Below are 14,287 nucleotides of genomic sequence, written 5' to 3'. Positions count from 1 at the left end.
ACACTCCCGCAGCATCATTCCGCACCTATAACCTGTTCCGTCAACGGAACTCGGAGACGGCGCAGCTCTGTCCGCCGTCCACCGGAAGGCAAACGCCTGTGATGAACTGCGCTTCTTCTGACGCGAGGAAGACCGCCGCGTTGGCCACATCCCAGGCCGTTCCCATCCGGCCCATCGGCACGGCCGCATTGCGCGCAGCCACCATGTCCTCGACGGAGGCGTATTGGTTGGAAATCTGCCGGTAGATCAGCGGCGTGTCGATGAGACCAGGCATGATGCAGTTGGCCCGAATTCCTTGACGGGCGTATTGCATCGCAAGCGCCACCGTCGCCTGGTTCACTGCCGCCTTGGTGGCGTAGTAGGCGAAATAGGGATAGCCCGTCCATCGGATCGCCGCGAGGGAAGAAATGTTGACGATGGCACCGCCTCCCTGGCGAAGCATGTGCGGGATCACCGCCTTGGCGGTGCGATAAACAGGCCCGATATTGAGCTTCAACGCTGCCTCGAACTGCTCCTCGGTCAGCTCGACCGGTCCACCCATATGGGTCACGCCCACATTGTTATGCAGGATGTCGATGCGACCGAAACTCGTGATAGCCTGAGCGACCGCATTCTCGACCGAACTCGTTGCGGTGACGTCCGCAGCAAGCGCGACAGCCTCGCCGCCCTCCTGTGCAATGAGCGATGCCGTTTCTTCCGCCGCCTCCTGGACGAGATCGATACAGGCGATGCGGGCTCCCTCGCGGGCATAGGCAACCGCCGCCGCCTTGCCGTTGCCCCAGCCGGCTCCTGAGGATCCAGCCCCGAAAACGATGGCCGCTTTTCCCTTCAGACGGTCGACCATGCAGTTCTCCAACGCGTCCGATCAGGTCCACAGGAAGCATGATACGACCGGCGGAACCCGCCGGTCGCGACGGTGGAGATCAGGCGAGGCTGGTGCCCACGGCTTTCTCGAGGATGGCCCAGGCCTCGTCGCCATACTTCTTCTTCCACTCGGCATAGAAGCCCGCCTTGCGCAGCGCCTCGCGGAAGAGGGCCGGATCAGGATCGTTGAATTGCATGCCCTTGGAGACGAGTTCGTCCTTAAGGCCGGCATTCAGCTTCGCCACGTCGGCGCGCTCTTCGACGGCGGCAGCATTGAGGTGCTTGGCGACGATCGGGCGCAGCTCCTCCGGCAGCCGCTCCCAGGCGCGGCGATTGGCCAGGAACCAGAACCCATCCCACATGTGGTTGGTCATGGACGTGAATTTCTGCACCTCGAAGAGTTTTGCAGTCGATATGATCGCAAGCGGGTTCTCCTGCCCGTCGACAATCTTCGTCTGCAGCGCTGTATAGACTTCTGCGAAGTTGATGCTGGCCGGGGCAGAGCCGAAGGCGGTGAACATGGACGTCCAGAGCGGACTTACCGGCACACGGATCTTGAAGCCCTTCAGATCGTCCGGCGTCTGAATCGGCTTGTTGGAGCTCGTGGTCTGGCGGAATCCGTTGTCCCAGATCTTGTCCATCACGACCAGATTGGCCTTGGTGATCTGGCCGCGCACATAGGCGCCGAGCTCGCCGTCCATGGCCTTCCAGACGCTGTCGTAGTTCGGGAAGGCGAAACCGATCCCGCTGATCGAGGCATTGGGCACAAGGGTGGACAGGATCAAGGGCGATAGGGTGAAGAACTCGACTCCGCCCGAGCGGACCTGGCTCAGCATATCCGTGTCCGAGCCGAGCTGGTTGTTGGGGAAGATCTGGATCTCGACCCGTCCGCCCGTTTCCTGCTTGATCCTGTCGGCGGCTTCCTTCGCCCGCAGATTCATCGGGTGCGTGACAGGCAGGTTGTTGGCATATTTGTAGGTGAATTCGGCCGATTGGGCACGAACTCCGAAGCTGCCGACGAGTGCGGCGGATGTGGTGCCCTGCAGCAGGGTCCGGCGTGAAATGATCATGTTTCTCTCCCTCATACTTGTTGTTTAAAGCGACTTAAGGCGTTCTCCCGTGTCACAGGAAGGCGGTGGAGATGCTTGGAAGCGGGGCGACGGTGGCGCCAGCGACAACCAAGTTCAAATACAGCGTAACATCTCTCACGCTCCAATCGAGGGAACCGGGACGGCCTGCACGCAAGGTTGAGAGAACTTCACGGCGGCTCCCTCAACGATTATCCTGCTCTCTCCGGTTCGGGCCACAAGAGCAACAAATGACCTGCGTCAGGTCCATCTTATGGATCTTTGTTTCTCAGATGATCGCAAAAAGATACACGTCTTGCGAACCATTGCAACATAGGTCGAAGCGATCTAGCCTGAGAGAAAGGATAAGGACCACCACTATCGGTCCATCATGTGGACCGATGGATTTGTGCCATGGATGACGCTTCCTTGACGACTGGAGATCTGTCAGGCTCGCAGAGCGTAGACAGGGCTCTGCGCCTGCTGGCGCTCGTCGGGCGAGAAGCGGAACGCGGAGTTCAACTGAGCGATGTCGTTGAGGAGAGCGGCCTCAACAAGCCGACGGCGAGGCGACTTCTCCTTGCGCTCATGCGGGCCGGCCTTGTGGAACAGGAGGCGCGGACACGGCGCTATTATCTGGGGGAGGAAGCCTATGTGCTCGGCACCCTCGCGTCTCGCCGCCATGGCCTGCTGGAGCTTTCGCTCGAGAGCCTGCGCAGCCTCTCCGATGTCACGATGGATACGAGCTTTCTCTCCGTGCGGCGCGGCAATTATGCCGTTTGCCTGCATCGGGAGGAAGGCACCTACCCCGTGCGCACCCATGCGCTGCAGGTTGGAAATCAGCATCCTCTCGGCATCGGCGCCGGCTCGCTCGCCATGCTGGCTTCCCTCGATGACCATGAGGTGGAGACCATCATCGCTGCGAACAGGAAGGCTCTCGAGATCCACTATGCCTATTATCCATTGGAGCAGATCCGTGGCGATATCGCAGCGGCGCGCCGGCAGGGTTACGCGCTCAATCCAGGGCGCATTGTCGCCGGTTCCTGGGGCCTCGGCCTTGCGATCAGGTTCCCGGACGGGCGGATCGCCGGCGCGCTGAGTCTCGCGGCCATCGACAGCCGCATGAGCGCAGGACGGCAGCAGGACCTCGTCCGCCATCTCAGAGCTGAGGTCGATAGTATCGAGAGCAAGCTCCGGAAGATGTTTCTGCCCGTAGGAGCCTGACCATGTGCATCCACCACCCCGTCCATTCGGAACGATCCTCATGAACAGCACCCCTCCCCTCATCACGCCGGCAACGAAGCGGGTCATGAATCTATCCCACATCCTGCGTCAGGCCGCACGTCGGCACGGCAAGGAGATCGGATTCGTCTGGGGCGAGCGCACATGGAGCTGGGCCGAGCTTGACCGACGTGTCGATGCCATGGCGGCGGCGCTCGCGGCAAAGGGCATCGGGAAAGGTGACCGGGTGCTGGTGCAGTCCAAGAACTGCAACCAGATGTTCGAATCGATGTTCGCCTGCTTCCGGCTAGGTGCCGTCTGGGTGCCGACGAACTTCCGCCAGACTCCGGATGAGGTCGCCTATCTGGCCCAGGCGAGCAGCTCCGTAGTCATGATTTGCCATGGCGACTTTCCGGAGCATGCCGCAAAGGTCCGCGAGGCAGCACCAGCTATACGGTTTCAGATCTCCATCGGCCGTTCGAGCATCGGAGACAACTATGACGATCTGGTCGAGCATCATCTGGGGCAAACGATGTCGGCAGTGGCGGTGGAGCACGACGATCCCTGCTGGTTCTTCTTCACCTCCGGAACGACGGGACGTCCCAAAGCTGCTGTTCTGACCCATGGTCAGATGGCCTTTGTGATCACCAATCATCTCTGCGACCTGATGCCGGGCACGACAAATGCCGATGCATCCCTGGTGGTTGCGCCTCTGTCCCACGGTGCCGGCATCCACCAGCTCGTGCAGGTGGCACGAGCCGCCAAGACCGTGCTGTTGTCGAGCGAACGCTTCGACGTCGACGAGGCCTGGGCGCTCGTCGAGATGTGGCGCGTCACGAACATGTTCACGGTGCCGACCATCGTGAAGCTCCTGACGGAACACCCCTCGGTCGACGCGCACGATCACTCGTCTCTGCGCTACGTGATCTATGCGGGCGCCCCCATGTACCGGGAGGACCAGAAGCACGCGCTGAAGAAACTCGGAAAAGTGCTGGTGCAGTATTTTGGTCTCGGCGAGGTCACCGGCAACATCACCGTGCTGCCTCCCTGGCTCCATGATCCCGAGGATGGCCCCGACGTGAAGGTGGGCACCTGCGGCTACGAGCGCACAGGCATGCAGGTTTCGATCAAGGACAATCAGGGGCGCGAGGTGCCGGCGGGCGCGACAGGTGAGATCTGCGTCTGCGGCCCGGCCGTCTTCGCGGGCTACTACAACAACCCGGAGGCTAACGCGAAAGCCTTTCGGGACGGCTGGTTCAGGACCGGCGATCTCGGCCATGTAGACGAGGAGGGCTTCCTGTTCATCACCGGTCGCGCCTCGGATATGTATATTTCGGGCGGCTCGAACATCTATCCACGCGAAATCGAGGAGAAGATCCTCACCCACCCGGCTGTCGCCGAGGTCGCGGTATTGGGCGTGCCTGACAGGACCTGGGGCGAAGCGGGCGTGGCCGTCTGCGCTTTGCGACTTGGTCAGTCGCTCAGCGAGGGTGAACTCCTCGCTTGGCTTGATGGCAGGATAGCCCGTTACAAGCTCCCGAAGCGCGTGTTCTTCTGGGATACCCTACCGAAATCGGCATACGGAAAAATCACGAAGAGAACCATCCGAGAGGAACTCGAGGCGAAGAGATGTCTCGAAGCCAACCGCCCTTCCGAGACTTCGCCCTAATAGGCGGTTTCTAGCAGTGATATGAAAGTAGGCCCCTTGCTGAGCTTCACTCTATCTGCCTAGATTGCATGCAGAACAGAGCTTGAACAATATCACAATACCAAGCTTCAGGGAGCGACCCCTCGTGTACGATCTGGTCATCAAAGGCGGAAGGCTTGCGACTGTCGAAGGCGTAGCGACCGCTGATGTTGCGATTCATGGTAGCCAGATTGTAGCACTGGGCAGGAACCTTCCAGACGGACGACGCAACATTGATGCGACAGGTAAGCTGATCCTGCCCGGGGGCGTTGATGCCCATTGCCATATTGAGCAGCTCTCAGGCGGCGGGCTGATGAACGCCGACACCTTCGAGTCGGCGACCCGCTCGGCTGCCTTCGGCGGGACGACGACTGTCATCTCCTTCGCAGCTCAGCATCGCGGCGACAGCCTGCGTGAGGTGGTCGAGAATTACACGCGCCTTGCTGCAGCCGGTGCCGTGACCGACTACGCTTTCCATCTCTGGATTTCCGACCCGACGCCGGAAACACTGGAACGCGACTTGCCGGAACTGATCCAGAGCGGGCACAGATCGATCAAGATCTTCATGACCTACGATCGCGTTCGCCTTCTCGACGAGCAGGTTCTGGATGTCATGATGGTGGCCCGCAAGTATGGGGCCCTGGTCTGCGCCCATGCCGAGAACCATGGGATGATCAAGTGGATGGCCGACAGGCTTGTGTCTCGCGGCTATATCGAGCCCAAGTTCCACGGAGTAAGCCACCCGCGCGTATGCGAGATCGAGGCTTTCGAGCGGCTCATCCGCTTTTCACAGCTTCTGGATCAGCCCATCATGCTGTTCCATGTCTCCACTGTTGAAGGTGCTGCCGTCATTCGCCGCGCCCGTGGCGAAGGCATCAAGGTCTTTGCCGAAACATGCCCGCAATACCTGTTTCTGACGACGCAGGATCTCGACCGGCCGGGTCTGGAGGGCGCCAAATGGATGTGCAGCCCTCCTCCCCGCTCGACGGAGGATCAGAACGCCTTGTGGCGCGCACTCGAACTCGGTGATCTTCAGGTCGTCTCCTCCGATCACGCGCCCTACAGGTTCGATGAGAGCGGCAAGCTTTCCGCCGGTGCCAATCCGGACTTCAAGCAGATCGCCAATGGACTGCCGGGACTTGAGACACGTTTGCCGCTGCTCTTCGACGCCATGGTGAGCCAGGGCAGGTCGAGCCTGGAGAAGTTCGTCGAGCTGACGGCGACGGCTCCGGCAAAGATCTACGGCCTTCACCCGCGCAAGGGCGCCATCGCTGTGGGAGCAGACGCCGACATCGCGATCTGGAACCCTGATCGCCAAGTCATGCTCACCGATGACGGACTGCACGACAATGTTGGCTACAACCCCTTTTCCGGCCGCATGCTGCGTGGCTGGCCCGAGACTGTCCTGCGCCGGGGTGAAGTGATCATCGCCGATGGGACGCTCCAGGCCACGCCTGGGTCAGGCCAGCTGCAGCTGCGTGAGGCTGCCGCATCGATGCGGCCGACCGGACGCCTGAGCCCGGAATTCAACCCACAGACCAATTTCGGGGCACATCTTTTGTGAGCACGCGGCCGAGACCAAGCGGCCCTCCAACCCACCAACATTCCTCTCTTTGCATCGGTTCACCACATCATGACTGACACAGTAACGGTTGTCCGAAAAGCCGCTTGGGTGGTCGCCTGGGACGAAGGCGCATCGAGACACGTCTACATGCAGGATGCCGATGTGGCCTTCTCCAAAGCAGGGATTCTTTATGTCGGCCCTGCCTACGACGGCCGTGCCGATGAGGAGATTGCCGGCGCTTCCATCATGGTGATGCCCGGCTTTGTAAACGTGCACTGTCATTCCGGAGACGAGCCCATCGCCAAGGGGCTGTTCGAGGATGCCGGCACCGCAGCTCTCTGGGGCAACGCACTCTATGAATACTCAGCGCTGATCGATTCCGATGACGACGCCAAGGCCGCCTGCCAGACGGTGATGCTGGGCGACCTGATGCGCAGCGGCGTCACCACGCATCTCGACATCGCATCACCTCACGCGCAATGGCTCACCCTGGCGGCGGAAAGTGGATTGCGGGCCTATCTCGCTCCCGGCTTCCGCGAAGCCCAATGGCGCATGGCCGGCAGCCATCGTCTCGACTTCGAATGGAACGAGGCCAGAGGACGGGAGCGCTATGCTGAAGCCCTCGCCTTCGTGGACCGGGCACGTGCTCATCCCAGCGGCCGCATCGATGGCGTGATCGCGCCGTCGCAGATAGAGACCTGCTCGGAGGAGCTGATCAAGGAGGCGGTGGCTGAAGCGCGCCGTCGCGGGATGCGGATCACCATCCATGCGGCGCAGACCATGGCCGAGCACGAGGAACTGCTTCGACGAACGGGAGAGACGGCGCCGGCCATGCTGGAGCGCCTCGGGATCCTGGGACCGGATCTGATCCTCGGGCACTGCATCTTCCTTGATCATCATTCCTGGACCCGGCAGCGCAGCCGCGACGATCTCGACCGGCTCGCCCGAAGCGGCACCTCGGTCGCTCACTGCCCCGTCACCTTCGCGCGCAGCGGCATGACACTGGAAAGCCTCGGCGGCTATCTCCGTGCAGGCGTCAATGTCGGCATCGGCACAGACAGCTATCCGTTCAACATGCTCGAGGAAATGCGCGAGGCTATGATCTGCTCGCGCGTTGCCGGGCGCAGCGTCTTCGACCTCAGTACGGGTGATCTCTTTTCTGCCGCTACGGTTGGCGGAGCTAAGGCACTCGGCCGTAGCGATATCGGGTGCCTGACGCCCGGTGCCAAAGCGGACCTGTCGCTCGTCGACCTGAGCCACCCGGCCATGCAACCGATCCACGATCCGTTGCGCAACCTGATCCACTGCGCCGCAGAGCGTGCCATCCGCGATGTCTATGTGGACGGTCGAGCCGTCGTGAAGAATCGCCGGGTCGCCAACCTGGATTACGACGGGGCGATCCGAGAACTCCAGGATGCCCAGAGGCGCGCCTCCCGAAGAGCGGAGCAGGACGATCCGCAGGGTCGCCCCCTGTCTGTTCTGGCGCCCTATTCATTGCCCCTTGCGGCCCGGGGATGAAGCAACTATGAGCTCTTCGGTCTATGTCATCAATCCAAATTCTTCGCAGGCGGTCACGGCAGCAATCGGTGCAGCCGTAACGCCCCTGAGAAGCACCGACGGGCCTGACATCATATGCCTCTCGCTGGCCGAGGGGCCACCCGGGATCCAGTCGCAGCGGGATGTAGACGGCGTCATCATGCCGATGCTGCGCAAGACCTCCGACCTGGAGGAGAGCGCAGGCGCCTTCGTGATTGCGTGTTTCTCGGATCCGGGTCTCCATGCCCTGCGCGAGCAGAGCCGCCGCCGCGTCTTCGGAATTGCTGAATGCGGTGTGCTGACGGCGCTCACCCTCGGGCAGCGCTTCGGCGTCATCGCCATCCTGCCGACCTCCATTCCAAGGCATCTCCGCTATTTCGGCGCGATGGGCGTCATGGACCGCTTCGCGGCCGACCTTTCCATTGGGCTCGGTGTTGCGGAGTTGTCGGATGAGGGGAAAACCCTTGGCCGCATGATCGAGGTCGGGCGGACGTTGAAAACCACTCACGGAGCCGACGTCCTCGTGATGGGATGCGCCGGCATGGCGCGCTATCGCGCTGCCCTTGAGGAAGCCGTAGGGATTCCTGTCGTCGAGCCAACCCAGGCCGCCGTCGCCATGGCGGTCGGTCATGTCCGCCTTTCGCAGGCTCTCGCGTCCTGACGGCACTCACACTCTTCTCATCGACCTTTCCCTGTCTCTGTGGAGCTTTCTATGACCGACACCGTCGCAAAGATGACCCTCTTCCGAAATTGTGACTGGATCGTCGCCTGGGACGAAGCAGCCCGCTCTCATGTCTACCTCCGCAACGCCGATTTCGTGATCCGGGGATCGGACATCGTCCATGTCGGGAGCGGCTATTCCGGCACAGCCGATGAGGAGGTCGATGCCAGCCGGATGATGATCATTCCCGGCTTTGTGGATATTCACAGCCATCCCGGACATGAACCCGGCTGGAAGGGCATGCTGGAAGAGCTGGGGAGTCCACGTCTCGGTCAGAGCTCGCTCTATGAGTTCATGCCGGTGTTCCAGATCGGCCCTGAGTACACGCGCCCGGCGCTTCGCGTCGCTGCATCGGAGCTCCTGAAGAGCGGCGTCACCACCATCTGCGACCTCGGCAGGCCGCGCGAGACCTGGGCTGACGAATATGCGGAAACCGGAATTCGCGCCGTTCTCTGGGGGATGTTCCGCTCCGGCCCCTGGAAAACCACCAATGGCCACTCGGTAGAATACAATCTCGATCCGGCGACGGGAGACCGGCTGCTGCGCGAGGCGATCGAGATCGCCGATGCGGCCTCAAAGCACCCGAGCGGACGCATCACCGGCTACTTCACGCCAGCCCAGATCGACACCTGCACGGAGGGACAGATCCGCGACGCGCTTGATGCTGCCCGCGAGCGTAACCAGCCGATCCAGATCCATGCCGCGCAGAGCATCGTCGAGTTCCAGGAGATCATGCGCCGTTATGGCTGCACACCCATCGAATGGCTCGACAAGATCGGCGCCCTCGGACCGGACACGATCATTGGTCACTGCATCTTCCTGAACGACCACCCCTGGCTGCACTGGCCGCATGCCAACGATTTCGAGCGCCTGCGCGACAGCGGGGCTCAGGTCGCACATTGCCCTGTGGTCTTCGCGCGGCGCGGCATCGCCCTGAACACCCTCAGCCGCTATATGAAGGCAGGCATCCAGGTCGGCATAGGCACGGACAGCTTCCCCCACAACATGCTCGATGAACTCCGCATGGCCTGTTACGCTGGCCGGATCATTGCAGGGAGCTTCACGGCATCGACCACGCGGGACGCATTCATGGCAGCCACGGCCGTTGGCGCCGACATGATCCGCCGCCCGGACCTGGGTCGTCTTGCCCCCGGCTGCAAGGCGGATTTCTCGGTCGTCGACATGAGCAATCCCTACATGCAGCCCGATTACGAGCCTATCCGCAGCCTCGTGTACTCTGCCAATGATCGAGCCATCAGGGATGTCTATGTGGACGGTCGTCAGGTAGTTCGCGACGGAGAGGTTCTGGACTTCGACATCGGCGGAGACATCGAGATGCTGCGCCGAGGCCAAGCCGAAGCGATTGCGTCGGCGTCCCAGCGCGATTGGGCGGGACGGGAACTCGAAGAGCTGAGCCCCCGCGTCTTCCCCATCCGCAATTGAGTGGCAGGTCCATGAAGCAAGAAAGGCCCCGAGTGATCTCGGGGCCTTTCTTATTGGCGTCTATTTCCAAGACAAGTCTATCAGCGGGCCGTCTCTCCGTGACGGTCGAACACCACTTCGCCTCCGCGGATCGTGAGATCGCAGCGGGTATCGTTGAGGATTTCCTCAGGCGAAGTCGTCAGAAGATCGCGGGAGAACACAGCAACATCCGCCGCAAGACCCGGCACGAGGCGGCCCCATTCATGCTCGGCCTTGTTCACATAGGCGCCGAACTCCGTGAAGGCGGTGATGGCCTGCTCGATGGATACCACCTCCCGCTCATCCATGACTGTGCCATGGGAAGTCTTTCGGGTGAGCATAGAGAAGAAGTTCGGGAAGGGATTGATGTCGCAAACAGGCGCGTCGCTGCCGGCGGCAGGCTTGAAGCCGAGATCGATCCAGGTCTTGAGAGGATAGGATGGCTTTGCCCGCTTTTCCCCCACGACGGAGACGTATAGGTCCCCGAAATCGTAGATGAACACAGGCTGCGGCACCGGCTGAACGCCCAGGCGCTGCATGCGAGCATTCTGGTCGGCCCGGGCATAGCCCGCGTGCTCGATCCTGTGGCGCCGGTCGGCATCTGGCATTGCTTCGAGAGCCAGTTCGAAGGCATTCAGCGTCTGCTCGATGGCCGCATCGCCGATGGCATGAACAGCCAGCTGATAGCCTTTGGCGTGATAGTCATGCACAAGGTCGTTCATCTCGTGGTCGTGCAAAAGCATCAGGCCCGTGGTCTTCGGGTCTCCAACATAAGGCTCGCTCATGGCGGCCGTCCGGCCACCGGCGCTGCCATCCGTGAAGATCTTCACCGGACCGACGCGCAGCATAGAATCGCCTGCGCCCGTCACCACGCCATCAGCATAGGCCTGCTCTACGATACCGCCTGGACCTCCAAGCAGGCACTGGGTCGTTCGCACGGGAAGGCGTCCGAGGCGTTGGGCTGTGCGATAAGCAGCGACCTCGCGGTAGCCTGCCCTCATGCCGACACCCGCATCCATCACGCTGGTGATCCCATAGGACAGGCAGGCGCGGCCGGCATCGTCGATGGCCTGAACGAGTTCCTGATCCGTCGGCTCCGGCAGCACGGCCTTGAGACGGTCGCGTCCGGTCTCGGCCAAAAGGCCCGTCAGGCGCCCGTCCCGCTGCTCGATGGCACCTCCCTGCGGAACGGGGGTCGATTCGTCGATCCCTGCAAGCTCCAGCGCCTTCGAGTTGCAGATCGTCACGTGGCCACACGCTCTCACGATCGCAACCGGATGATCGGGGGCCACGGCATCAAGCTCTTCGCGCAAAGGGTGGCGCCTGACGTCGAGTTCGAACTGATCGTATCCGCGCCCCTGAATCCACTGGCCGGGCGGCGTAACCGAGGCACGCTGCCTAACTCTTTCGAGTAAGGCCGTGAGAGTTGGCGCAGATGCAGCGCGCACATCCACGTGCCCCATGATGACCCCGTAAGGGAGAAGATGCATGTGCGAGTCGCACAATCCAGGAGTGGCAAGGCGGCCCGCGAGATCGATCACGCGTGTCCGCGGTCCGATGAGAGGCTCCATGTCGGCTGCCGATCCCGCCGCTAGAACCTGCCCAGCCCAGAGCGCAATCGCTTCGGTCACCTGCTCTGAAAGGCCGCGGAAGATCCGGCCATTGGTGAGGACGATATCGGCTTTGGGCAGGATCGGCATGATAACTCGCGAATGATGAGCGGCAGCGAACGTCGCCACGGAAGGTACGCGACTGTGCATCCCTTTTGGTCAACCGGCAAGTTCCGGAACGGCTTACGTTGGGAAATTCTACCCTTGAAACTCGGGTTGGTTAGGGTCTAGCTTTGACGGGTAGCGGCCGGATAAGGCGCACGGAAAGAGGGAATACAATGACACAATCCAGATCTTTGACCCGTTGGCTTGCAATGGGCCTCATTGCTGGTGTCGCCGCCGTCTCGGCTGCGCCAGCATCCGCCCAGGCGACGCTCGACACGGTCAAGAAGCGCGGCAAGATCCTTTGCGGCGTCTCGCCCGTCTCACCCGGCTTCTCCTATGCCGACGACAAGGGCGCGCGACGCGGCTTCGATGTCGACGTCTGCCGAGCAATGTCGGCGGCAATTTTTGCAGATCCCGACAAGGTCGACTTCATCCCGCTGAACACGAATGTTCGCTTTCAGGCCGTTCAGTCTGGTGAGGTCGACGTCCTGTCCCGCCAGAACACCTGGAGCTTCTCACGCGACGCATCCCTCGGCCTCGATTTCGGGCCGGTAGTGTTCTACGATGGTCAGGGCCTGATGGTATCGACCAAGCTCAACGTGAAGAGCGCCGGCGAACTTGCCGATGCCGCGATCTGCCTCCTGCCGGGCACGACCACTCTCCAAAACCTCGAGGATTTCTTCCGCCCCCGAAACATCAAGTATGAATCCGTGGTGTTCGAGAACTCCGACGAATGGCGCAATGCGTTCTTCAACGGCCGCTGCGATGCCATCACCTCGGATCGCTCGGATCTCGCTTCCGTGCGCGCCATTGCCAACAATCCCTCGGACTACGTCGTCCTGCCCGAGACCATCTCGAAGGAGCCGCTCGCTCCGACGGTTCGTCAGAACGATCCGAACTGGCGCGATATCCTGAGCTGGACGATCTACTTGCTCGTGGCTGCCGAGGAGAAGGGCATCACACAGGCTAATGTCGACGAACAACTCAAGAGCCAGGATCCGGAAGTCCAGCGCATGCTCGGCGTGAATGGCGACCTCGGAAAGATGCTCGGCCTCGACAACAAGTGGGGCTACAACGTCATCAAGTCGCTTGGAAACTATGCCGAACTCTTCGAGCGCAACCTCGGCCCTGAGACGCGTCTCGGCCTCTCACGTGGCCCAAATGAGCTCTGGAACAAGGGCGGCCTGCTCTACTCACCGCCGTTCCGGTAGTCTGAGATCTGCGGGCGGCCTTGAGGCCGCCCGCTTCGTCTTCAGCATTTCCCGGAAAGGGTCATCATGCGGGCAGATTCGATGAGCGCGACGAGGCTCCTCTACAATCTTCGCTTCCGGGCGATTCTTTATCAGGTGCTCGCTGTCGGGAGCATCGTCCTTCTTGGTCTTTATCTGTTTTCGAACGTCTCGCAGAAGCTTGCAGAGCAGAACATCGCCACGGGCTTCGGCTATCTGAGCCGCGAGGCCGGCTTCGTCATCAGCCAGACGATGATCGACTACAAGCCAACTGACACCTATGGTCGTGCCATTCTGGCCGGCATCGTCAACACGGTTTGGGTTTCGGCCTGGAGCGTCGTGCTTGCATCAATTCTGGGCCTCGTCGTCGGCATCGCGCGCCTGTCGCGCAATCCCTTGCTTGCTCTTCTCGCCTTCCTCTACGTGGAGGCGCTGCGGAACGTCCCTCTCCTGCTCTATCTCTTCCTCTGGTACGCCTTGATCGTCACCGGCCTGCCGACTGTCCGGGAAGCATGGGAAATCCTTCCTCATGTCTTCATGAGCAACAGTGGATTGACCGTTCCGTCCCTGGTCTGGACCCGTGCTCACACGATCATTTTCGCCGCGCTCGTTCTCGGAGGAGGCCTGGCGGTTGCCCTTCGCCGCCACACGATCGCAGAGCGCATCAAAACCGGCAAAGAGCGAACCACATGGCCTTTGATTGCCTTTGCACTCCTGCTGCCGCCTGCTCTTTCGTTCCTGATCATGCAGCCTGAGTTCACAGTCAGTCTTCCCGAGAAAGGGCGCTTTCGCCTGACCGGCGGCTCGCAGCTCACGCCGGAATTCACGGCTCTCCTCATCGGCCTTGCCCTCTCCGCCTCGGCCGGCATCGCCGAGATCGTGCGAAGCGGCATCTTGTCGGTGCGTAAGGGCCAATGGGAGGCGTCACGCGCCCTTGGTTTGAGAGACGGCCTGACTATGCGGCTGGTCGTCCTTCCTCAGGCTTTGCGGGTCATCATTCCTCCCCTCACCAGCAGCTACTTAAGCCTCTTCAAGAACTCGTCGCTTGCCATCGCAATCGGATACCCGGACCTTGTGATGGTCTCAAACACGACCATGAACCAGACCGGTCAGGCGATCGAAGGCATCGCGATCTTCATGCTGGTCTATCTCGGTCTATCGATTGCAATCTCCCTGTTCATGAACTGGTACAACAGCCGCGTCGCGCTGAAGGAGCGCTAGG

The 14,287-nt window shown here is 61.4% G+C and carries 11 protein-coding genes; 8 read left to right on the top strand and 3 right to left on the bottom strand.

Translation table 11 applies throughout. From position 1 onward, the window contains the following. Positions 1-40 precede the first annotated feature (40 nt). Positions 41-844 (bottom strand): SDR family NAD(P)-dependent oxidoreductase, encoded by an 804-nt coding sequence (locus JKL45_RS17085; protein ID WP_201862786.1) that lies wholly within the window; start codon positions 842-844, stop codon positions 41-43. 79 nt (positions 845-923) lie between these two features. Then, positions 924-1,934, bottom strand: a complete 1,011-nt coding sequence (locus JKL45_RS17080; RefSeq protein WP_201862785.1) for a TRAP transporter substrate-binding protein — start codon at positions 1,932-1,934, stop codon at positions 924-926. A gap of 411 nt (positions 1,935-2,345) precedes the next feature. Between JKL45_RS17080 and JKL45_RS17075 the strand changes: the two genes are divergently transcribed. The 6 genes from JKL45_RS17075 to JKL45_RS17050 all read left to right on the top strand — a co-directional run bounded on the left by JKL45_RS17075 (position 2,346) and on the right by JKL45_RS17050 (position 10,103). After that, on the top strand, positions 2,346-3,155 hold the full coding sequence (locus JKL45_RS17075) for an IclR family transcriptional regulator (protein WP_201862784.1): 810 nt from the start codon (positions 2,346-2,348) through the stop codon (positions 3,153-3,155). A 40-nt stretch (positions 3,156-3,195) separates the two neighbouring features. Continuing rightward, the gene (locus JKL45_RS17070) at positions 3,196-4,821 is read left to right on the top strand and encodes an acyl-CoA synthetase (protein WP_201862783.1); all 1,626 of its coding nucleotides are present in this window, start codon (positions 3,196-3,198) and stop codon (positions 4,819-4,821) included. A 124-nt stretch (positions 4,822-4,945) separates the two neighbouring features. Continuing rightward, complete coding sequence (hydA, locus tag JKL45_RS17065; RefSeq protein ID WP_201862782.1) at positions 4,946-6,403, top strand: dihydropyrimidinase; 1,458 nt, start codon at positions 4,946-4,948, stop codon at positions 6,401-6,403. 69 nt (positions 6,404-6,472) lie between these two features. Continuing rightward, positions 6,473-7,921, top strand: a complete 1,449-nt coding sequence (locus JKL45_RS17060; protein WP_201862781.1) for an amidohydrolase family protein — start codon at positions 6,473-6,475, stop codon at positions 7,919-7,921. Positions 7,922-7,928: 7 nt separating this feature from the next. Further along, a complete protein-coding gene (locus tag JKL45_RS17055) occupies positions 7,929-8,600 on the top strand; it encodes an aspartate/glutamate racemase family protein (RefSeq protein ID WP_201862780.1) in 672 nt (223 codons plus the stop codon). Positions 8,601-8,651: 51 nt separating this feature from the next. Next, positions 8,652-10,103: an amidohydrolase family protein gene (locus JKL45_RS17050; RefSeq protein WP_246498611.1), complete on the top strand. Its 1,452-nt coding sequence runs from the start codon at positions 8,652-8,654 to the stop codon at positions 10,101-10,103. An 80-nt stretch (positions 10,104-10,183) separates the two neighbouring features. On the opposite strand, the gene JKL45_RS17045 is transcribed toward JKL45_RS17050, so the two are convergent. Beyond that, complete coding sequence (locus JKL45_RS17045; RefSeq protein WP_201862779.1) at positions 10,184-11,821, bottom strand: amidohydrolase; 1,638 nt, start codon at positions 11,819-11,821, stop codon at positions 10,184-10,186. 224 nt (positions 11,822-12,045) lie between these two features. Here JKL45_RS17045 and JKL45_RS17040 point away from each other — a divergent pair, with 224 nt between their 5' ends. Together JKL45_RS17040 and JKL45_RS17035 are read left to right on the top strand one after the other, a co-directional pair. Then, positions 12,046-13,047 carry an amino acid ABC transporter substrate-binding protein gene (locus JKL45_RS17040; protein ID WP_446685710.1) on the top strand — a complete coding sequence of 334 codons (1,002 nt, stop codon included), beginning with the start codon at positions 12,046-12,048 and terminating at the stop codon, positions 13,045-13,047. A 66-nt stretch (positions 13,048-13,113) separates the two neighbouring features. Further along, on the top strand, positions 13,114-14,286 hold the full coding sequence (locus tag JKL45_RS17035) for an amino acid ABC transporter permease (RefSeq protein ID WP_201862777.1): 1,173 nt from the start codon (positions 13,114-13,116) through the stop codon (positions 14,284-14,286). Position 14,287: the final 1 nt, after the last annotated feature.

It is taken from the genome of Microvirga soli, assembly GCF_016734765.1.
Lineage (GTDB): Bacteria > Pseudomonadota > Alphaproteobacteria > Rhizobiales > Beijerinckiaceae > Microvirga > Microvirga soli.
This window is presented reverse-complemented; position numbering and strand designations above follow the sequence as displayed.

Coding starts and splice junctions, on each gene's coding strand:
- JKL45_RS17075 (WP_201862784.1), top strand. CDS start 2,346: ATGGATGACGCTTCCTTGACGACTGGAGATCTGTCAGGCTCGCAGAGC.
- JKL45_RS17050 (WP_246498611.1), top strand. CDS start 8,652: ATGACCGACACCGTCGCAAAGATGACCCTCTTCCGAAATTGTGACTGG.
- JKL45_RS17080 (WP_201862785.1), bottom strand. CDS start 1,934: ATGATCATTTCACGCCGGACCCTGCTGCAGGGCACCACATCCGCCGCA.
- JKL45_RS17045 (WP_201862779.1), bottom strand. CDS start 11,821: ATGCCGATCCTGCCCAAAGCCGATATCGTCCTCACCAATGGCCGGATC.
- JKL45_RS17035 (WP_201862777.1), top strand. CDS start 13,114: ATGCGGGCAGATTCGATGAGCGCGACGAGGCTCCTCTACAATCTTCGC.
- JKL45_RS17070 (WP_201862783.1), top strand. CDS start 3,196: ATGAACAGCACCCCTCCCCTCATCACGCCGGCAACGAAGCGGGTCATG.
- JKL45_RS17060 (WP_201862781.1), top strand. CDS start 6,473: ATGACTGACACAGTAACGGTTGTCCGAAAAGCCGCTTGGGTGGTCGCC.
- JKL45_RS17040 (WP_446685710.1), top strand. CDS start 12,046: ATGGGCCTCATTGCTGGTGTCGCCGCCGTCTCGGCTGCGCCAGCATCC.
- JKL45_RS17055 (WP_201862780.1), top strand. CDS start 7,929: ATGAGCTCTTCGGTCTATGTCATCAATCCAAATTCTTCGCAGGCGGTC.
- JKL45_RS17085 (WP_201862786.1), bottom strand. CDS start 844: ATGGTCGACCGTCTGAAGGGAAAAGCGGCCATCGTTTTCGGGGCTGGA.